Genomic DNA, 20622 nt, shown 5'->3' on the forward strand with positions numbered 1-20622 from the left:
TCAAATCGCGTTGCGTGTGGCCGAGTCTATCTTGCGCCAAGAGGGTCGCCAGTCGATTTTGTCCCGACGGTGGCCGTTGAATTTCTTCGGGAATTCACGACTGACCGTTGACGCTGCGCGACGCCTGGCACGCCGATGGCACGAACGTGTGCGACATTCCACACAGATGGGGGCGTCAGCGCACCGGCTTCGCCGAGGGGCCGACGTCGCGAGCGGGTCGGTAATGGTCGATCGAGATGTGGTGTCGCTGGAGCTTGTCGTAGAAGGTCTTCCGCGGAATCAGCAGCGTCTCCAGGGTGGACCGGACGTCGCCGGCGTGGCTGGCGAGCGCCTCGCGGATGAGCGCGCCCTCGTAGGCCTCGATGCGTTCCGGGAGGCTTTGGACGGACGCATCGCCGCCCGCCGATCCTGGCTGCCCATCGATGCCGAGCACCACGCCGGTCGCGAAGTTTTCGAGTTCGCGGACATTGCCCGGCCAGTCGTGCTCCAGGAGCTTGCGGCGGATAGCGTCGGTCAGGGGCGGCTGCTCGCGACGCAGGCGCGCCGCCGCTGCGGCCAGGAAGTGCCCGAATATGATCGGGATGTCGGCGCGACGTTCGCGCAGCGGCGGGACGTGGATCCTGACCACCCCCAGGCGGTAGAAAAGGTCGGCGCGGAAGGCGCCGCGCTTGACCTCCTCGGCCAGGTCCACCTTCGAGGCGGCGATGACGCGGAAGTCGAGACTGCGGACGTCGTTGGCCCCCAGGGGCGTCACCGCGCGCTCCTCGAGCACCCGCAGGAGCTTGCCCTGCGTCTCCAGCGGCAGGCTTTCGATTTCGTCGAAGAACAGCGTGCCCTTGTCGGCCGCCTCGATACGGCCGACGCGCTTGCGCACCGCGCCCGGGAACGCGCCCATCTCATGGCCGAACAGCTCGCTCTCGATGACGCTCTCGGGAAGGGCGCTGCAGGAGATGGGCGTGAAGCTGCGGCCCCGTCGGTGGCTGAGCCGATGCAGAAGCCGGGCGACGACTTCCTTGCCGGCCCCGGTCTCGCCCTCCACCAGGACATCGACTTCGGCCGCCGCGACGTGACGGATCGTGTCACGCAGCCGCTCCATCACCGGCGCCACGCCGATCAGCGGCCCGTCGGCTTCGGCCGCCGCCACTTCAGACCGAAGGCTGCGATTCTCGAGCACCAGCCGCCGGGTGTCCGCCGCGCGGCGGACGATGCGGATCATGTGTTCGGTGGCGTAGGGCTTGCTCAGGAAGTCGTAGGCGCCCTCGTGCATGGCGGCCACAGCCATGGAGATATCGCCATGGCCGGTGATCAGCACCACGGGGAGGTCGGGGTCGATCTCGCGCACCCGGCGGAACAGCTCGAGGCCGTCCATCCCCGGCATCTGGACATCGGTGACGACGACGGCGGGGCTGTCCGCCGCGATCGCCCGCAGGGCGCTGGGCGCGTCGTGGGCCGCGCGCACCTCAAGTCCGGCCAACTCCATGGCCTGGACGTTGGCGGCGCGAAGCGTCGTGTCGTCATCGACGAACAGGACGAACCCGGCTGACGCGCTCACGAGGCTCTCCTTAGCGACAGAACGAACTCGGCGCCGCCGTCCGGACCGGCGCCGCCCTCCAAGGTCCCGCCGAGGTCGCGCGCGATGTCGCGGCTGATGACCAGCCCCAACCCCAGCCCCTCCGGCTTAGTGGTCACAAAGGGCGTGAACAGCCCGCGCGCCGCCTCCGGGTCCAGACCCGGACCGTTGTCGGTGACGATGACACGGCCCTTCACCGGATCGCCTTCGACGCGCAGCCGCAGCGCCGCGTCACCCCGGCCATCGAGTGCATCCAAGGCATTCTGGATCAGATTCACCAGCACCTGCTCGATCCGCATGCCGTCGCCCAGCACCTGCACGTCGGCGTCGCCCTCGCGGCTGATCTTGACGCCCTGGCGACGGGGCCGGTGCCCGATCACCACCATGGCCCCGTCCAGCGCCGTATTGAGGTCGATCGTCGCCAGGTCGCCGGCCGCCGGCTTGCGCGCGAGGTTCTTCAACCCGCCGGTGATCGCCCCTATGCGCTCCGTCAGGCCGGCGATGATGGTGAGGTTCTCGCGAGCGCTGTCGGACTCGCGCCGATCCAGGAAGGCGCGGGCATTGTCGGCGTAGGTGCGGATCGCGGCGACCGGCTGGTTGATCTCATGCGCCACGCCGGCGGCGATCTGGCCCAGCGCGGCCAATTTGTTGGCCTGCACGACCTGTTCCTGCAGGCGCTGCAGTTCGGCAGCCGCGCGCCGACGCTCCTCCATCTCGCGCTGCAGCCTGGCGTTGGCCTCCGACAGTTCCGCTGTCCGTGCGACCACACGGGCTTCCAGTTCCATCTGCGCTTCCATCCGGCGCCGCTCCTGGCGTTCCGCACGGCCGGTCAGAAACAGGCCGAACGCCAGCACACCGACGAAGGCTAGCCCGACCAGGGCGGTCACCGCGCGCGCGCCGCCGGCCGCGGCGTCGATCGCCGCCCCCGCCGGAACGAGCACGTGCACCCGCCATCCCAGCGCATCGACGGGGATCTGGCCCTCGACCTGGCGTCGGTCTCCGGGCATGTCCACCTTGATGATCGGGTTGTGCGGCGTCCGGACGAGCGGCAGCGGGTCCAGGCGCGAGGCGCCGAACTGCTGCGTCGCCCGCAGCTTGAGCCGCTCTTGCGCCGGCAGCGGATTGAGCGCCCGCAGGCGCCAGCTGGGCATGCTGGAGATCAGCACCACGCCGTTGGAGTCGGTCACGAACGAAGGATCGACGAGCTTGGCCCACGCGCGCTCGAGGTCCTCGAATTCGACCTTCACGACCAGGACGCCCAGCGGGCCGGCCGGCCCGTCCAGCCGCCGCGCCAGATACAGCCCAGGCGCCTTCGACACCGTCCCGAGCGCGAAATATTCCGCCGCCCCGCGGGCCATCGCCTCTCGGTAGTACGGCCTGAAGCCGTACCTCGAGCCGACGAAGCTGGCGGCCGAGCGCCAGTTGCTCGCAGCCACGGTCAGACCGGTCTTGTCGATGATGTAGATCGCGGTCGCGTGCGTCTGTTCGCCGAGCTGCTCGAGCTTGGTGTTCAGGACCGCGTATCGCTTGCGGCTGGGGTTCGCCAACGCCGCGCGCACATCGGGGTCGGAAGCCAGGACGATCGGCAGCGCGCGATGCTTGTCGAGGTCGGCTTCCAGGGCCGCCGCGCGCAGGTTGGCGTCGCCCTTGGCGTGGCGCACCGCGACGGCGACCGCCCCGGTTCGGGCCCAACTGCCGGTCATCCAGATCGCCGCCGTCAGGGCGGCGACAGATAGGACGAGGAATACCGCCCAGCGCAGTCTTTGGGTGGTGAAGACGGCCATGGCTGCACCTCCCGCCCGCAGCTGGCGAAATACCGCACAAGCCCTCCGGCGGATAGGCGGAAGTTCGCACACCTTAGGACTGTGCGTCGCCACAACTCACGCCGTTGAAGGTCCCATGACGCTTAGTCGAGCTTGGCGAGTTCCGCGCGAAGCGCGGGCAGCTCCAGGGGCACAAAGCCCTGCTCGGTGTCGCGTCCGGCGGCGATGATCGCCTGGCCCTCCCGCGACAGGACCATGCGCAGGTACTCCTTCACAAAGGGATCGAGCGGCGAGCCCGGCCGACGGTTCACGTAGATCCGCAGGTAGGAGGCGAAGGGATACCGTCCGGCCTTCACGGCCTCGTAGGACGGCGCCGCAAAGCTTCCGCCACCGCCGGACGCCAACGGAACCAGCTTCACGCCGGGCGCCTCCTCGGCATTGAAGAACCCCATCAGCGCGATGCCATAGGGGTCCTGGCTCACCGCGGCGATGACGTCCTGGGGCCGCTCGAAGGTCTCATAGCGCGGCGAGAAGGGATGCTTGCCCATCATCGTCTCGCGGATCGAGGTGGCGAAGCCGCCGTCGTCGCGCAGGCCATAGAGATGGATGAGGCGCTTGTTCCACTTGCCGCCCAGGCCGAGCTGGTCCCAGTGGGAGAGGTCCCCCTTCGCCATCCCAGAGGTGAAAAGCCGCGCCGCGTCCTCGACCGAAAGGCCGGCAAGCGGATTGGCGGCGTTCACATAGAGCGCCGGCGGGTTCTTGTGTCCGGGATGGGTGAAGCTGTCGTAGCCGATATGGATGTCGGTCGGTTCGTAGCCGTAAGTCTCCTTGAAGGCGGCGAGGTCGTCGGGCCACCCGGCGCGGCCCATCGGGCCCAGCGCTGAAACGCCGGCCGTAAGCCCACCGATCGCGGTGGAAGACCCCTTCATCAGCGTGGTGAACTTGAAGCCCGGATGGGTCTTGGCGAACAGCCCGTCCAGCTTCGCGATGACCTCGTCCAACGCGTCGTCGCCGACAATGTAGATCGAGCCGTCGCGCAGCAGGTAGGGCGCGCTCGCCGGCCGGGCCAGGCGCTGGGGCTGATAGGCGGGCAGCGAAGAGTCCTGCGCCTGGGCCGCCCCGGCCAGGCATGCACAGGCGGCGAGCATGATCGCCAGGCGGGTCTGCAGCTTGGTCACTGGGCTTTCTCCAGCTTGGCCATTTCCAGCGCGGCGTCCTTCGCCGACAGCGGCAGGTAGCCGTTGGATTGGGCGGCGATGATTTCCTGTCCGTCCTTTGAAAGGACCAGGCGCAGGTACTCCCTGACGAGGGGATCGAGCGGCTTGTTGGGCTCGCGCCGAACATAGACGTAGAGGTATCGCCCGAACGGGTAGCGATCGGCGACCACGTCGGCGCTGACGCCGGTCGAATAGGCGCCGCCCGGCTCCGCCGCCAGCGCCACGACCTTGACGCCCGGATCGGTTCGCCCTGTCGCGGCGATGCCGATGGCCAGGGAATCCTCGCCGACGCGCTTCAGGACGTCACCGGTGTTTCCATACTCCTCGACCTGCGGCGCGAGCGGGCGGTTGGCGAAATGCACGGCCTCGAGGTAGCTGCCAAAGCCGGCGTGCATGGACCCGGCGACCGGATGAATCCGCGCCTTCGCCCACGGCCCCGTCTCGCCAACCTGGCCCCACGAGGTTGCGTCGCCCCCCGGGTTGTCCGCCGTGAACATCCGACTGACGTCGGCCAGCGTCAGCCGGCTGATCGGGTTCGCCTGGTTGACGTAGACCGCCAGCGAGGTGGCCAAGGTCTGAGAGGCGTAGGCCGTGTGCGCGATCCGGATCTCCAGCGGCTTCGCGCCGACGATCTTCGTGTAGGGGACCAGTTCATTGGGCGTGACCCCGCGGCCCATCACCACAAACGCCGCCACGCCGTGCGTCAGGTTCGGGATTCCGGTGCCGGTCCCCTTCAGGTCCAGGCTGAACTTCGCGCCGGGATGGGTCTTGGCGAACAGCGCGTCGAACCCTTCGATGATCACGCGGGCGTTGTCCGCCCCGGCGATCCGCACGGCGCCGGCTGCGTCGACGTAGCGTCCGTGCGTCGGCGCCGAGACGCCTTTTTCCGCCGGACGGTAGGCGGGCAGGTCCGGGTCGACGGCCGCGGCGGCCAGGGCGCTTGAGCTCCACGCGACGCTCGCGAGCAGCGCCTGAAGGCAGACCTGCGCGACGCGGATTCTGCCGACGTCCTTTCGGGTGAAGCATCCGGTCATGTCCAGGCCCTCCAGAAGTTGGTCACGCGACCAGGGAAGTGGACCAGGCGGACGAACCCAATCTGGCTGAAAGGGCTCGTCGCGCCTGGGTAGTCCCGCTCGGATTGGGCGCCCCTCGGGGGAGGTCGAGGGGCCCGGCGGTCAGTCGAACGTGGTCCTCACCGCCAGCACCACCTGGCGCGGGGCGCCGGGCAGGATGGTGTTCCCCAGGGACTCGCTCTCGACGTAGCGCTCGTCCGTCAGGTTCGAGATCTTCAGCGTGATCTGGTACTTGCGCAGGGTGTAGTAGAACGCCAGGTCCGCGAGGGTGTTGGCCGGCAGGGTGGTGACGTCCGGCGCCTTGGTGGTCGGTAGCAGGCCCTCGCGCTTGCCCGTGTAGGATATGCCAAGCCCGACGCCGAGCCCGGCCAGCGGGCCGCTCGAGAAGTCGTAGCGGTTCCAGATATGGGCGGCGTTCTTCGGCGCGTCCGTGGCCTCGCGGCCAACGGTGACAGGGTCGGGCGAGGATGTGACCTTGGAGTCGGTGTAGGCGTAGCCGAAGATCAACGACCAGCCCTCGATCGGCCTGGCGCTGACCTCGAGTTCCAGGCCCTTGGCTTCTTCCGATCCGACCTGCTGGGTGCAGGTGCCGATGAAGGTGGGGCAGCCCACCGTGAAGGTGCTGGTGACCCCGGTCTTCTTGATATCGAAGATCGCCGCGGTCACGTTCGCCCGGTTGTCGAACAGGTTGGCCTTCACGCCGCCTTCGATGGAATGGGCCTTGGTCGGCGCGAAGTGGTTCTCGTTGTTGACGTCGACCGCGGACGCCAGGATTGGGACGAACGAGGTCGTGTAGCTCGTGTAGAGCGTCAGGTCCGAGGTCGGCTCGTAGATCAATCCCGCCAGCGGCAGGACGTCGTGGACATCCGATGAGCGGTCGGGAACGCCGGGCGCCCTTTGCTCGTGGAAGCTCTGCTGGTCGCGGCTGTAGCGGACGCCGACCATGGCCTTCCACTGGTCCGTGAAGGTCATGAAGTCCGATGCGTAGGCGCCGGTCGTCTTCGAGATGGTCCGCGGATCGTTCAGCGCCTTCAGGCCGGCCGCCCCGGGGTTGGTGGTGGGCAGGGCCGACTCCTGGGGGAAGCCCGCGTAGCTCGGATTGTAGACGTCGAGGGTGAAGCTGCCCGCGCCCGTGGTCGGCACGGTGTAATACCGTAGCCGATTGAAATCCTGCATCTCCTGGCCGCCCGAGATGCCGACCAGCACCTTGTGCTTGATGGCGCCGGTATCGAACGGGATGCTGAAGTTGCCGTCGGCGAAGTCGTAGGTCCGGGTGTTGAGCACGTCGCGGAGGCGCACCTGCAGCCGCGTATTGGCCGGGTCCGCGAACCCGACGACGTCCATGCCGGTCGTATGGTCCTTGTGCTGCACGTCCCGAACGCCGAGGTTGAACTTCACCCCGTTTTCGAAGTCGTGGTTGAACAGCAGCGTCGTGCCGACGCCGCGCTCCTTGAGGATGTCGCCGGCGCGCTGGTAGCTCGTCGTGTACTTGGGAAGCAGCGAAAGCTTGTCGAGCGGCGCGATCAGGTCGCTGTCGAAGCTGACCGACGTGCTGCGGGCCTCCACCAGAAGCGTCGCCTGGGTGTGGGCCCCGATCTCCCAGGTCAGGCTGGGCGCGATATAGACAGGTGTGGCGAACTGGTGATCGCGGAAGCCGGTGCTGTCGCCGTACTCGGCGATCACGCGTCCAAGGACCGCGCCATTGGCCCCGAGCGGTCCGGTCGCGTCGATCGACGCATCATACCCGTTGCCGTGGGCCCAATTGGAGGCGTAGCCGAGACCCTCGGCCTCCACGGTGAGCTGCGGAGTCTGCAGCGGCTTCTTGGTGATGATGTTCACGAAGCCGCCGGGCTGGCCTTGCCCATAGAGGACCGAGCTCGGCCCCTTCACCAGCTCGATGTGCTCCGTGCCGACCGTCGGCGGCGAGCCGAACCGGACCGTCAGGCCGGGAAGGCCGTCGACGAGGATCGCGTTGCGATCCGTCGAGGCCGTCTTGAACCCGCGCAGGGTCATGTCGTAGCCGGTGGCGCCGCTGCGCGCGACGCCGGTCATGTAGCGGTAAAGATCGGAGACGTTGGTGGTCTCGATCGACTTCATGAAGGCGCCGGTATAAGCGGACACCGAGAACGGCGTATCCATCACCGACAGGTCCAGCTTGGTGGCGCTCTGGGCCCCCGTGGCCAGGAACCGCCCGGTGACCACCACCTCCTGGACTTCGGCCGCGCCGGCCGCGGCCGTGGCCGGAGCCGGGGCTTCGGCGGCCCCTGCGGCGCCCGCCATCGACGTAAGCGCCAATGCGGCCACGCCGCACAGCATCGCGCTGCGACTCGTCATTCGTTCGCTTCCCCCTATTTCGCCGCACGATCCCGCGGACTCTTTACGTCTCGACCCATTCTTCGAGGTCCAGGCGAATCTACACCGCCGCGCGTCCCCAACGACGCGAAACGCGGAAGTCGTATATATCTGATTTATCTCACGTTATTGGTAGATCCGTTTGGACGGACGCGGAAATCCGCCCAGCTACTCGCCGCATCTGTGTGGAATTTCGCACAAGTCGACGGCGCGGATTCGCAGGCGCCGGAGCCGGCCGCCGCGGGGCTCGCCGGCTCAGCGTCCGAACTTTGCGTAGGCGATAAGGGCCAGGGTCACGGTGATCGCCCCGCCGATGCGCGTGGCGATCTGGGCGAAGGGCATCAGCTGCATACGGTTGCCGGCGGTGAGGATGGCCACGTCGCCGGTGCCGCCCTGGCCGGAGTGGGTGGCGTTCACGATCGCCGCCTCGATCGGGTACATGCCGACGAAGCGAGCCACGACGAAGCCGGTGCCCATCAGCGCCGCGACGGTCGCCACGATGGTGGTGACGGTGGGCAGGTTGAAGGCGCCCATCAGCTTCTCCCACGGGGTCTTGGCCACCCCGATGGCGAACAGCAGCGGGTAGGTCACGCAGGCGGAGAAGAACTGGTAGTTGGCGTAGGCGCCCTGCTCCAGCCGGGGCGAGGCGATCCGCCCGAGCTTCATCAGCACCGCCAGCCCCAGCATCACCACCGGCCCGGGCCAGTTCCAGAGCTTCTGGGCCAGCGCGCCCAGCAGGTAGAGCGTCACCACCATGACCACGGCGGCGCCGACCGCTTGCGGCGTGGGCGCGAACTTCACCGCCGCGTCGCCGCCCAGGTGCACGTCCTGCTCGCCCGGCTGCAGCTGGCCCTCGCCGGTCAGGTTCGGATAGCGCTTGCCGACGAAGTTCAGCAGGCCCGCGAAGACGATCGCCGTCAGGCTGCCCAGCATCACCGCCGGCAACACCTCGGCGAACAGGTCGCCCTGCGGCTGGTGGGAGAACTGCGCATAGCCGACGGAGAGCGGGATCGCCCCCTCGCCCACCCCGCCGGCCATGATCGGCACGACGATCTTGAACAGCGTGTGGGTGAAGCCGAGACCGAGCGCCGTTCCGACCCCGCAGCCGACCGCAAAGGCCACCGCCGAGCCCACGATCAGCGGGATGAAGATCTTCACGAAGCCGGCGATCAGCACGCGCCGGTCCATGCCGAGAATGGAGCCCACGATGATCGAGGCGATGAACAGGTAGAGGAAGTTGGAGCTGTCGGTGAAGTCGGTGATCGACTTGACGATCGGCTGCGGCAGCAGGTGGGCGTATTTCAGGTAGGACGGCACGAAGGTCGCCAGGATCGCCCCCAGCCCCAGGTGGCGCAGCACCGGCATTCGCTTGCCGATCTCTCCGCAGAGGAAGCCGCCGGTGGCGAGCACCGCGATGTTCATCAGGATGTCGGAAGGCGCCTCGCCGAGCCGCACATAGACCGCGGCGACGCCCAGGACGACGATGGCCACCGGCACGGGTACGATGCCGATGCGCAGGTCCATCACGCTCCACCAGCGTTTCAGGGCGGCGGACTCCGAGGCGCCTTCTCCGGTCGGCTCGTCTGCGGTCATCTGGGTCATCGAAGTCCTCACCTGGCCCGGACGAACGCCGGCCTCGTCACGCGGTCGGCCTCAGTGTATCGCCGCGCCTTCGATGTGCCTTCTAAGGTCCGCGCGGTCAGTCGCCAGGTGCCGGGGCCGACGACCTTGCCTTGGCTGGCTTCGCCTGCACCGCGGGTCCGTACATCAGGCCGTTGAAGACGAACTTGAACGAGCCGTAGGCCTGGCCGCGCATCGCGACCTCGGGTCCCATCAGGAACACCTTGCCGGCGCCGAAACTGGCGTCGACGATCCCGCTCGTCCCGTCGAGCGCCTTCTGGCCCCAGGCCCAGCCGCTGAGCAGCGGGTCCTCGCCCTGGAACCAGGAGACCGACTTCACCTGATCGCCGGACGCCTTCAGCTTGAACACCGGGCTCGAGTCGAAGAACAGGTCCACCGTGTCGCCGAACCCGTAGCCGAGCGGGTCCTTGTTATCGACCTTCGCCGCCAGGATCGAACCGGGGATGTAGAACTTCGAGGAGGGCAGTGGCTGGGTCTTGCCGTCCGGGGCCCGCTGAACGAGGGGGTTTTCGACCAAGCCCAGGTATTCGCCGAGCCGGCTGGAGCCGCCGATGGCGATGGCCGTGCCGCCGTTCTCGACAAAGGCCTTCACCTGCGGGAGCGTCGTCTGCTGAGTAATGCGCCCCAGCATCTTGCGATACTTCTCGGGCACTTCCTCGGGCCTGGGCAGCGAACCGCGCACGCCGCCGTAGCGGGTGTCGGCCCCCGGGATGGCGCCGTCGACGAACAGCAGGACGTCGTACTTGGCGTTCAGGTCGCCCGCGTCCAGCTCAGGCGCATAGACGAGCGTGTAGGGGAACTCGAATTGCTCGACGACCCACTGCATCCAGCCTGAAGGGATCAGGCCGCCATAGGTGTCGACGATGCCGATGCGCGGCGCCTTCAGCGCCATCTTCTCACCCTTCGGCGCCGAGCCGACGGCGTAGGCGTTCACGCCCAGGTCGACGACGCTCTTGGCGATCACTCCGCGCGCGGCCGCCGTCGCCGGAACCCACACCGCGCCCGGCCCGAAGGCCTGGCCGTCCGCCGAGACGCCGGTCTTCATCCAGTAGACGGGGACACCCGCCTTCTGCAGGCGGTTGGTCAGGGTGAAGCTGTTGTTCGTCCGATGGTCGAGCAGCCAGCCCGCCCCGCCGGAGCCGATCACCTTGCCCGGCGGCGGGGCCATGACCTCGGTGACCGGCTGGAAGGGGCCGCTGAAGCCGTCGAGGATGCGGTCGAACTTCACGCCCATCTGGAAGGCCAGGGTGTAGCCGGTGACGTCGTAGGGCTTGATCGGCGGCCCGCCTGGGAATTCGAAGTCCTGCGGGTGGTCCTGGGGCTCGAACATGTCGAGGATGTGCGGCCGATAGGCCTGGTCGCACAGCACCACATAGGTCCCGGCCGGATAGGTCTTGCCCTTGACCGTGAACGCCTGCGTCGCCTTGTCGACCACGATGCCGGACTTGATGAGGGCGTTGAGGAACTTGACCGTGGTCGGCAGGTCCGGCTGGTCGAGCGGCAGGATGTAGCCGCGCGGATCGCGCTGCGCCGGATCGTGCAGCACGCTGTCGTAGAGCTTGGCGTCGACGACCGTGCTCTGGTCGCCGTTCCCGGCCAGGCCGTCGCCGCGGACGACCGCGTCGCTTCGCGGATTGGCCTTGGCTGCGGCCTCGACGGCGGCCACCCGCTTCGGGGTGACGGTCCAGGAGTCCTCGGCGCCGCGCTTCAGCGAATTGCGGCCCATGAGATAGCGGTTGTAGAGCAGGTCCTCGCGGTTCTTGGACGCGTAGTCCATCACCGCCCGATCCATCGTCTTGATGTATTCGATGGTCGTCCTGAAGCGCCAGATCTGCGGCGGCACGGGATAGAGTTCGTCCTGATTGGCGAGCTGCTTGCTGGGCACGAACGGCAACTGCATCGGCGTCGGGCTGCCGATGATCTCGGTGAGGATGCCCACGGCGTTGTGGAAGTAGGAAGTCGTTCGCAGGCCGCCGTTGAACCAGGTGGAATAGGGCGCGGCGCTACGCTCGGCTGAGCCCGGCTTGTCCTCGGCGATCAGCCGCCCGTGCATGGCGGCGCTGACCCCGTCCAGCTCGCTCAGCACCAGCGGATCGTAGTGATAGTTCGACGGGTTGCGGAACGGCGGGATGAACACCACCGCGCCCAGCGGCCCGGTCTGGTGCTCGTTGTAGATGATCTGCGGGAACCAGTCCTTGAACATGGCCCTGTTGATCGCCGTCGTCTCCGGCATGTCGGACATGTAGAATTCGCGGTTGTTGTCGTGCCCGACGTAGCGCTGGTAGAGCACCGGCAGGTCGCTGAGGCTGCGCGCCGTCGGGTCCGGCTTGCGCATGTACCAGTCGGCGACCAGTTGGTGCCCATCCGGATTGGGCAGGACGAACAGGGTGATGTCGTCGTTCAGCAGGCGCAGCGTCTCCGGGTCGATCCTGGAGACCATTTCGTAGACGATCTGGATTTGGGTCTGGGCGTTCGACACCTCGCTGGCGTGCAGGCCGCCGTCGATCCACACCATCGCCCTGCCGTCCCGCGCCAGCGCGTGGGCCTCAGCGTCCGTGAGGTCCTTGGCCAGGGCCAGCCGCCGCGCGATGCCGCGGTAGTGCTCCAGGTTCTTCAGGTTCTCCGGCGACGAGACGATCGCCATCCAGATGTCGCGGCCCTCGACGCTCTTGCCCAGGCTGACGAGCTTCATGCGGTCGGTTTCGCCGGCCAGCTTGCGCCAATAGGCCGTCGTCTGGTCGTAGTTCGCCAGGAAGTAATCGTCGCCCGGCTCGGACCCGTTGAAGGCCTCCTTCGGCGTGGTGACGTGCGGCGCGGTCTGGGCGAGACCGACGCCTGGCAAGACCAGGGCGAGCGCCAGGCCCGCGAAGAGTGCTGATTTCACTGAGTTCCCCCTGCCCCCGGGGCTCGGCCGAGTCCGCCAAGCCCACGCGATGGCCGTCGATAGCTTCCTGCGGCTGCGCGTCAACACCAAGTCGAACAACGGGCTGGGTCCTTTCGAGATGACGCGAGGGGATCACCCGGCGCCGGTAAAATGAGCCGCCCCGCTCAGCGCACGGGGACCGCCTCGGCGTCGGGTCTGCGGGTGTCGGCGGCGCCGTAGAACACGCCGTCCGGACCGATCATGATCGACTGCGTGCTGCCGATGATCTGCGAACGCTGCACCTCGTGGCCCTTGGCCTGGAGACCGGCCACCAGGTCTTCGGGGATCGATTCCTCCAGCTCCAGCGGGCCGTCGGCGCCGGCCTGATAGATGCGCGGCCGCTCCGCGGCTTCGGCGATGTTCAGCTTGAAGTCGATGACGTTCACCAGCATCTGCACCATCGTCGCCAGGATCGTCCCGCCGCCGGGCGTGCCGGTCGCAACCCACGGCTTGTCGTCCTTGAAGACGATCAGCGGCGAAATGGTGGACTGGGCGCGCTTGCCCGGCTCGATCCTGTTGCCAAGGCTCTGGGGCCTGCTCCCCCAATCGAAGTTGCCCAGCGAGTTGTTCAGCAGGAAGCCGGTGCCGGGCGCGACCACGTGCGCGCCGAACGAGTCCGAGAGGGTGTAGGTATTGGAGACCACGTTCCCGTACTTGTCGGCGATCGTGTACTGGGTGGTGTTGGGGCTCTCATAGGGCGTCGGGTCGAGCTTGGGCAGGGTCTTGCCGTCCAGCGACGAGTCCATGGAGATCAGCTTGGCGCGCGCCTTGCCGAAGTCCTTGCTGGCCAGGCCGGCCGCCGGCGTATGCCACTGCGGCCCGCCGCCCGAATAGCGCCGGTCGACGGTGACGATCTTCAGGGCTTCGGCCACGAGGTGCATCTCGTTCACGCCGCCCTGCCCGTAAGACGCCATCGGGAATTGCTCAATGATGTTCATGGCCTCGGCGACGCTGGAGGCCCCCGAGGTCGGCGGCATGTAGGCGATCTTGTAGCCGCGATAGCTCGACCAGACCGGCGCCAGCACATTGGCGCGGTAGGCCGCCAGGTCGACCAGGGTGACGATGCCGCCGCCGGCCCTCATGCCGGCGACGATCTTTTGGGCGACCGCGCCCTTGTAGAAGCCGTCGGCGCCGCGCGCCTGGATCTGCTTCAGGGTCCAGGCGAGGTCGCGGTTCTTGAACAGGTCGCCGGGCTTGTAGGCCGAGCCGTCCGGCTTGAAATAGACCTTCTTCGCGCCGTTCGGATCCTTGGCCATCTGCTTCTGGCGCTCGGCCAGGGCGATGGCCTCGTCGTCGCTCATGACGATGCCCCTGGTCGCCAGATCGATGGTCGGCTGGATCAGCTGGGCCCAGGGCAACTTGCCGAAGCGCTTATGGGCTTCCCACAGCCCCGCGACGGTCCCCGGCACCGTGACCCCTTTGAACGAAAGCACCTTCGCCCGGTCGACCTTGCCGTCGGCGCCCAGCAACAGGTCGGGCGTCACGCCCATGGGCGCCTGGCCGTAGTACTCGATCGCCGTCGTGGTCTTGTCCGCGGCGTTGTAGAACAGCATGTAGCCGCCGCCGCCGATGTTGCCGGCCCGCGGCAGGGTCAAGGTCTCGGCGATGGCGACCGCAACCGCCGCGTCGACGGCGTTGCCCCCCTTGCGCAGGACCTGGGCGCCGATGCGCGCGGCGATCTTGTTCTGCGAGACCACCATTCCGCCGCGCCCGATGGTCGGGTGGTGGATCGAGCCATAGCCGACCAGGTCGCCCCCGCTGCCCGGCGACGCCGCGGCCGGGGCCTCCTCCTGGGCCAAGGCGGCGAGCGGCCAGCTCGCCGACAGGGTCAGCGTCAGAAGGCCGACGAGCGCGGCGCGCGCCAGCGTCAGGGGCGAAACCCCGGTGCGATCTGCCATGTCATCTCCCCCGGGGCGGGCGCCCCCCGCCGCGCGGGAGGCTCCTTGCCCGCGCTTGCTAGAAGGTCTTCTTCACATCGACGTAGAGGTAGCGGCCGTAGGGGTTGTAGACGGCCCCGACATAGCCGCCCGAGACCAGCGGCGGGTCCTTGTCGAACAGGTTGCGGACGCCCAGGCGCAACTGCGTCCCGTCCCACAGGCCGTCACTGAACTCGTAGGCCACCGAGACGTTGTGGGTGACCGTTGAAGGCACGTTGTAGAACGACCCGTCGGCGTTGGTCAGGAGCGTGCTGTAGAAGTCGCCGATGTAGTCGATGAACCAGTTCGCGCTGACCGGACCCTTGCGCCAGGTCAAGGAGGCGGACCCGCGCCAGGCGGGCGCCCCGTTCTGCCCGACCAGGTCGGCCGCGCCGGTGATGGTGGTTCCCGCGTTGATCTTGCCGGCCGCCCGCGCCGCCAGTAGCTCGGCGATGCCGGGCGTCGGCTCCTGGAAGAGCTTCGTCTGGTGGGTCATGTTCACGTCGAGGCCGAAGTCGCCCCAGTCGTCGGTGTTCAGGCGATAGATGAAGCCGTAGTCGACGCCGGCGGCCTGTTGCGGCAGCTGGTTGACGTACTTGTCGTCGACGAACAACACCGTGCCGGCAGGAGCCAGGCCGGTGCCGGCGAAGGCGGCGATCTGGTCGGGGGTCGGCGCGGCGCGGTGCACGTTCGGGTTGGTCGTGCCGTTCAGGCGGTCGAAATAGTCGAGGATGACGGCGTTGCCCTCGCCGAACAGGCCGACGATGTTGTCCTGGTTGATCTTCCAGACATCCACCGTCAGCGTCGCGTGACCGAAACGGCTCGGGACAAAGTCGGATTCCAGGACCACGCCGTAGGACGTCGAGGTCGAGGTCTCCGGCGTCAGGTCGGGGTTGCCCGCGCGGCGGGCCTGCACCGGCTGGGTGCGCGTGCACTGGTTGAAGCTGGTGATGCGCTTGGCGCGAAGATCGGCCTCGCAGGCGATATAGTCCGTACGCGTATTGCTGCGGCTGACGACCGAGACGTTGAGCTGTTCCAGGTTCGGAGCACGGAAGCCCTCATCGTAGGAGGCGCGCAACCGAACGCCCGGAACGATGTCCCAGGAGGCGGCGACCTTCGGCTTGGCCACGTCGCCCACGTCGCTGTAGTGCTCCGCCCGGCCGGCCAACTGGACGTCGATGCGGTCGACCAGCGGGATGTGCATCTCCGGCGACACCAGCGGGATCTGGAACTCCACATAGGCCGAGCTGACTGTGCGGTGACCCTTGACGTCCGGCGAGTTGCTGGTGCCCACGATGTCGCTCGGGAAGGCCACGCCGGTCACCGCGTCGGTGTAGGTGATCTGGCCGTCGACCCGCGGATCGCGGTTGTCCTCGTAGGTCTCGCGCCGCACCTCCACGCCGGTGGCGACGCCGACGTCGCCCGACCAGATCGTGAACAGGTCCGGGCGGCTGATCTTGAAGTCCCACATCGCCAGTGTGGTCGTGTCCTTGCGCAGGATCGGCACGGTGATCGCGGCGATCGACTTGGCGCTGGAGGGCGTGGCGTCGCCGATGCTGAGATTGTTCAGCGTGCCGCCGTTGAACGGATTGTAGGCGTCGGGCGTGGTCAGCGAGAGCTGCTGCTGCAGCTTGGTGTTGCTGACCCCGTAGGACAGGTCGTTCACGGTGGCCCAGGAATAGAGCACCGCCGATTCCCAGTTGAACCCGAACTTCTTGCCGCGCAGGCCGCCGAGGATCCGGTACTCGTCGTTGGTGACGACCACCGGCGTGCCGCCGACGTCGACCAGGCCGTAGCTGTTGATGGTGACGGGCACGCCCGCCGCCGAGATGTTCAGCCCGGGCAGGCGGTTAGGGTTCGGCTGGCCGTTCGGAAGCAAGGCCGCGCCGAAGGGATTGTAGTAGGCCGTCGCCGGGATGGTGATGGTCGTGGACGAGGTCGCTCCGGGCGGGGCGACGCTGCCGTGGGTCACGGCGTTGTAATAGCCGAGCTCGGAGAAGAAGGTGACGTCGGGCGTCAGGTCGTAGTTGAAGGTGCTGAAGACGTTGTAGCGCACCACTTCGGGGATCACGGACAGCTTGAACGAGGCGGCGGTGTCCAGCCGCAGGTTGCGGTCCGTGGTGGTGTTCTGCGAGCCGCTGTCGATGCAGAGGCCTGCGCTGACGACGACGCCGCAGGTGGGATTGCCGATCGGCGAGATGTGGAAGAGGCCCGTCGAGCCCGTCACCGCCACCCCGTTGGAACGGATGGTCCCCGCCGACGGCAGGGCCTGGAAGACCCCGAAAGCCGAGGTGGTCAGGCGTTGGTCCAGGCTGGTGGCGGTCGCGAACGGCGTGCCCGCGAACAGCGGCCGCTCGTCGGACGAGGCGGTGTAGTCCTGGTTCGAGGCGAGCAGGGCCGACCGGCGCACGGTGCTGGCGAAGATCGTGAAGTTCCCGCGTCCGTCCTGGATGTTGCGGCCGAACAGGCCGTCGAGCTCGCCCTCGCGCAGATCGGTGCCCTGCGCCGCACCGTACTGGGCGTTGATCTGGCCGCCGTCGTAGTGGTCCTGCAGCACGGTGTTGATGACGCCGGCCACCGCGTCGGAGCCGTAGATGGCGCCCGCGCCATCGCGCAGCACTTCGACCCGCTTCAGCCCCGCCACCGGAATGGCGTTGGTGTTGTAGGTGAAGACCGGCACCAGCGACTCGGCCTGGGTCGTCGGGTGCACGACGGTGCGGCGCCCGTTCAGCAGAACGAGCGTGTTGCCGGAGCCGATGTTGCGCAGGCTGACCGAGTTCACGTCGCCGCGCGCCGAGTTGCTCGATCCCGGGATGAAGCTGGAGTTGAAGTTGACGTTGCCGGCCTGCGGGATCGTGCGGAACAGCTCATCGCCCGAAACGGCGGCGGTGGCCTGGATCTGGTCCATCCCGACGACGGTGACCGGCAGGGCGGTGTTGACCTTGGCGCCCTGGATCTGGGAACCGACGACGACCACCTCCTCGACGGACGCCGCCGTCGCCGCCGGGGCGCCCGACGCCGGCTGCGGTGCGGGCGCGCCCCTCACCACCGCCATGGCGCCCGAGGCGTCGCGGCGGACTGTAAGACCGGTGTTGGCCAGCAGGCCGCTGAGCGCCGCGTTGGCGTCGAGTGCGCCGCTGACGCCGGGGGACTTGGCGCCGCGGACATCGTCGGTGCGGTAGATCAACTGCACCCCGGCCTGTTTCGCATAGGCGTCGAGCGCGGACTTCAGGTCGCCGGCCGGAATGTTGAAGGTCTTGGTCTGCGCGATCGCCGCGCCCGCCAGCGCCAGGGCGCAAGCGCTCCCGGCCAGAATGGACCTAAGAATCATGTGTGATTGCCCCCGCAGGCCATATGACGGCCTCGTGAAGCTGCGACAACGGAGCGATGAAAGCCCGTAACAAACTTATTGAGAAATCTTCAGGGTCTCGCCGTTGTCATCGACCTTGAGCCCATAGGCCCGCTGCAGCAGGCGGGCGAAGGCGTCGACGTTCTCCGCCTCGAAGCTGCCGCCGATCCGCGTCTGAGCGACCTCCCCCGCCGCGATCACCAGCTTCTTGCGGTTGTAGCGGTTGAACTCGCCGGCGGCGTCGGCGAGCGTCGATTGGTCGAAGGTCAGCAAGCCCTGGCGCCAGCTCAATTCGCTGGCCACGCGCTCCACCGACTTCGGCGCGACAATCATCGAAGGACCCTCGGCGATCGCGGTGTCGCCGCGGGTCAGCACGGGCGGCGGCGTGGCGGCGACCGAGGCGGTATCGGTGACGCGCACCCTGCCCTCCACCACCGCCACCTCGACCTGATCGCCGTTGCGGCGCACCGAGAACTTGGTGCCCAGCACCGTCACCGTCTTGGCGCCGGCGTGCACGACGAACGGCCGGGTGGGGTCATGCGCCACCTCGAAGTAGGCCTCGCCCTTGTCCAGCCAGACCTCCCGGCTCTTGGCGGTGACCGCGGCGCGCAAGCTGGTCTGGGTGTTGAGTTCGACCCTGGTCCCGTCGGCCAGAGGCACCGTCTCGCGACCGCCGACCTCGGTTTCGTAAGTCTTGTGGCCCAGCAGGCCGGGCGCGGGCAAGATCAAGGCGCCCGCCACGAGGCAGGCGGCGATCCCGGCCGCCACGACCGCGGGCCGCCAAATCCCCAGCGGACGCCGCTCGGGCCAGGGCGGCAAGGACGGGGCCGGCAAGGGCGGGCCCCGCAGGGCGGCCAAGCGGTCGACCTTCCGCCAGCCGTGCTCGAGCCGCCAGTAGGCCACCTTGTTCTCGGGCGCGGCGGCCAGCCAGGCGTCCAGCTCGGCCTGGTTCTCCTGCGACCAGCCACTCTCCTCCTGGCGCAGAAGCCAGCGGGCGGCGGCCTCTTCGGTGTGCAGGGCGTTGCTCACAGCCGCTGCGCCTCGGCGGCGCGCCGCTTCCTGGCCGGCGGGCGGCGGATCTTGCCCGGTCCGCCCGTCATGAAGTCCACGAGGGCGCGCATGCCGTGGACCATCTGCTGCTCGACCGCGTCGACGCCGATGTTCAGTCGCGCCGCCACCGCCTTTGTCGACAGACCTTCGATCTTCCTCAGCACGACGACCTCTCGGCACCGCGGCGGCAGCCGGTCGAGCCCCGCCTGGACGCGGCGGAGCTCGTCCCGGGCCGTGAGATGGCGGTCAGGTGTCACGGCGTCCACTACGACAAACGAGGATTCCAAATCCGCAACATGGTCGATCGATACAACCTGCGCGCGCCTGACCTGGTTGATCAGGTGGTTGCGCGCGGTGGTGAAGAGGAAGGGTTTGGTCTGCAGCGGCAGGCGCTCGCGCGCGGCGCTGTAGACGCGGGCGTAGATCTCCTGGCGAAGGTCGGCGACGTCGCTCTCGTTGCGCCAGTTGCGGCGGATATAGCGCGTCAGGGCCGCCTCCAGGGGAAACACCTCCCTGAAGAACCAGGCCTTGAGTGTCGCGTCGTCGATCATGCCGCCCCCGCGCTGATCTTACTGTGACAGTCAGAACCCTACGACCCTCAACATCGGATGCAGGAATCTGGCGACGAGGGCGCCATGCGCTGATCGCGCCCAAAACCGCGCCGCGCCGGGCTTCTCCGTCAAATCGGCAGCGCCGACGTGGGCGGAACGCGCCTGAGCTGCGGCCAAGCGGGATTTGTTGCGGTTGCGCTGGACACTTTTGGGGATCTCCGAAGTTTCAAGTCGGGGACGTCTGGAGGACCGGACATGAAACATCAGCCCATCCATGAAATCGACGCCTTGGCCGACATTGCGCAGGTTGAGGCCCCGACCCTATCGAGACCCGATCGTCTGCAGCGCTGGGCGGACCTGCTGAGCCGCGGTCCGCATCGGCAACTGAAAGCGCTGTCGCGCGTGGAGTTCTACGCCGAACGCGAGCGTGCGCTGTTGCGAGGCGAGAATACGCCCATATCCGTGGCCGTCGCCGATCCCGTGCTTAGGGAGGCGGGGCTCCATGGGGACACGCTCGGCGACGCCCAGGCGTTCTTCGAACTGTCCGCCGCCGAGGCCCACTACCTGCTCTGCGATTGTCACTTCGTTGGGCAAATGGACGCGGAAGGCGTGGCGCAACGGATTCGAGCGGTCGCGGCGTCCAATTCTGTGTCGTCTCGGCTCTGGATGTAGCGTCGCTCGACGCCGGCTGAGGGCCACCCGGCCGGCGTCGTTCCGCCCGCAGGCGCCTTCGTCCGCGAAGGTCCACACGACGGTGGTCCCGGGCGGAGTTGCCTAGATGGCCGCCTCGAGCCTTCCCGCCCCAAGCCGGCGACGTCAGAGAGCTGTTGCGCGGGCTCATCCGCGAAGTCCGCCTTCACCCCCGCTCCCGGTGCGCGGCGCCTGTCGCCTGGAGATTGTAGGCGATCTCGCGATGCCCGTGGACAACAAAAAGGCCGGCTCCGTTTCCGGAACCGGCCTGATGTCAACATTGGGTGCGGGGACAGGATTTGAACCTGTGACCTTCAGGTTATGAGCCTGACGAGCTACCGGGCTGCTCCACCCCGCGGCAAAGCTTGATCTGGCGTCGTGAATTGAAGGGTCTGGATCTCACATCCGTTTGGTAGACCTGGCGGCGACCTACTCTCCCGCGCCTTAAGACGAAGTACCATCGGCCCAGAGGGGCTTAACGACCGAGTTCGGAATGGGATCGGGTGGGGACCCCCCGGCAAAACCAC

Annotated in this window: 12 protein-coding genes, 1 tRNA gene and 1 rRNA gene; 1 reads left to right on the forward strand and 13 read right to left on the reverse strand. The window is 67.8% G+C overall.

Annotated elements, in window-relative coordinates; all coding sequences use genetic code 11:
* Window positions 1–175 precede the first annotated feature (175 nt).
* The 11 genes from JWP28_RS09345 to JWP28_RS09395 all read right to left on the reverse strand — a co-directional run bounded on the left by JWP28_RS09345 (window position 176) and on the right by JWP28_RS09395 (window position 19405).
* Window positions 176–1552 (reverse strand): sigma-54 dependent transcriptional regulator, encoded by a 1377-nt coding sequence (locus tag JWP28_RS09345; RefSeq protein WP_299542341.1) that lies wholly within the window; start codon window positions 1550–1552, stop codon window positions 176–178.
* A complete protein-coding gene (locus JWP28_RS09350) occupies window positions 1549–3354 on the reverse strand; it encodes an ATP-binding protein (protein WP_299542342.1) in 1806 nt (601 codons plus the stop codon). Before JWP28_RS09350 ends, JWP28_RS09345 begins: the two co-directional genes overlap by 4 nt.
* Before the next feature lie 122 nt (window positions 3355–3476).
* Window positions 3477–4511, reverse strand: a complete 1035-nt coding sequence (locus tag JWP28_RS09355; RefSeq protein WP_299542344.1) for a substrate-binding domain-containing protein — start codon at window positions 4509–4511, stop codon at window positions 3477–3479.
* Window positions 4508–5584 (reverse strand): substrate-binding domain-containing protein, encoded by a 1077-nt coding sequence (locus JWP28_RS09360; RefSeq protein ID WP_299542346.1) that lies wholly within the window; start codon window positions 5582–5584, stop codon window positions 4508–4510. The genes JWP28_RS09355 and JWP28_RS09360 overlap by 4 nt, the downstream gene beginning before the upstream one ends.
* A 141-nt stretch (window positions 5585–5725) precedes the next feature.
* Window positions 5726–7957 carry a TonB-dependent receptor gene (locus JWP28_RS09365; protein WP_299542348.1) on the reverse strand — a complete coding sequence of 744 codons (2232 nt, stop codon included), beginning with the start codon at window positions 7955–7957 and terminating at the stop codon, window positions 5726–5728.
* Between the two features lie 273 nt (window positions 7958–8230).
* Window positions 8231–9577 carry a 2-hydroxycarboxylate transporter family protein gene (locus JWP28_RS09370; protein WP_299542350.1) on the reverse strand — a complete coding sequence of 449 codons (1347 nt, stop codon included), beginning with the start codon at window positions 9575–9577 and terminating at the stop codon, window positions 8231–8233.
* Window positions 9578–9674: 97 nt separating this feature from the next.
* Window positions 9675–12500, reverse strand: a complete 2826-nt coding sequence (locus JWP28_RS09375; RefSeq protein ID WP_299542352.1) for a M14 metallopeptidase family protein — start codon at window positions 12498–12500, stop codon at window positions 9675–9677.
* 164 nt (window positions 12501–12664) lie between these two features.
* Window positions 12665–14437 carry a gamma-glutamyltransferase gene (ggt, locus tag JWP28_RS09380; RefSeq protein ID WP_299542354.1) on the reverse strand — a complete coding sequence of 591 codons (1773 nt, stop codon included), beginning with the start codon at window positions 14435–14437 and terminating at the stop codon, window positions 12665–12667.
* A gap of 58 nt (window positions 14438–14495) precedes the next feature.
* Window positions 14496–17786 carry a TonB-dependent receptor gene (locus JWP28_RS09385; protein ID WP_299542356.1) on the reverse strand — a complete coding sequence of 1097 codons (3291 nt, stop codon included), beginning with the start codon at window positions 17784–17786 and terminating at the stop codon, window positions 14496–14498.
* Between the two features lie 75 nt (window positions 17787–17861).
* Entirely contained in the window at window positions 17862–18833 is a 972-nt protein-coding gene (locus tag JWP28_RS09390) for a FecR domain-containing protein (protein ID WP_299542357.1), read from the reverse strand.
* Window positions 18830–19405, reverse strand: a complete 576-nt coding sequence (locus JWP28_RS09395) for an RNA polymerase sigma factor (RefSeq protein WP_299542359.1) — start codon at window positions 19403–19405, stop codon at window positions 18830–18832. The genes JWP28_RS09390 and JWP28_RS09395 overlap by 4 nt, the downstream gene beginning before the upstream one ends.
* Window positions 19406–19660: 255 nt before the next feature.
* On the opposite strand from JWP28_RS09395, the gene JWP28_RS09400 reads away from it, so the two are divergent.
* Window positions 19661–20077: a hypothetical protein gene (locus JWP28_RS09400; RefSeq protein ID WP_299542361.1), complete on the forward strand. Its 417-nt coding sequence runs from the start codon at window positions 19661–19663 to the stop codon at window positions 20075–20077.
* A gap of 299 nt (window positions 20078–20376) precedes the next feature.
* Here the strand turns inward: JWP28_RS09400 and JWP28_RS09405 are convergent.
* Together JWP28_RS09405 and rrf are read right to left on the reverse strand one after the other, a co-directional pair.
* A tRNA-Met gene (locus tag JWP28_RS09405) sits at window positions 20377–20453 on the reverse strand.
* A 58-nt stretch (window positions 20454–20511) separates the two neighbouring features.
* Window positions 20512–20622, reverse strand: a 5S ribosomal RNA gene (gene rrf, locus JWP28_RS09410); the annotation flags it as partial.

It is taken from the genome of Phenylobacterium sp. (genome assembly GCF_028290885.1).
Classification (GTDB): domain Bacteria; phylum Pseudomonadota; class Alphaproteobacteria; order Caulobacterales; family Caulobacteraceae; genus Phenylobacterium.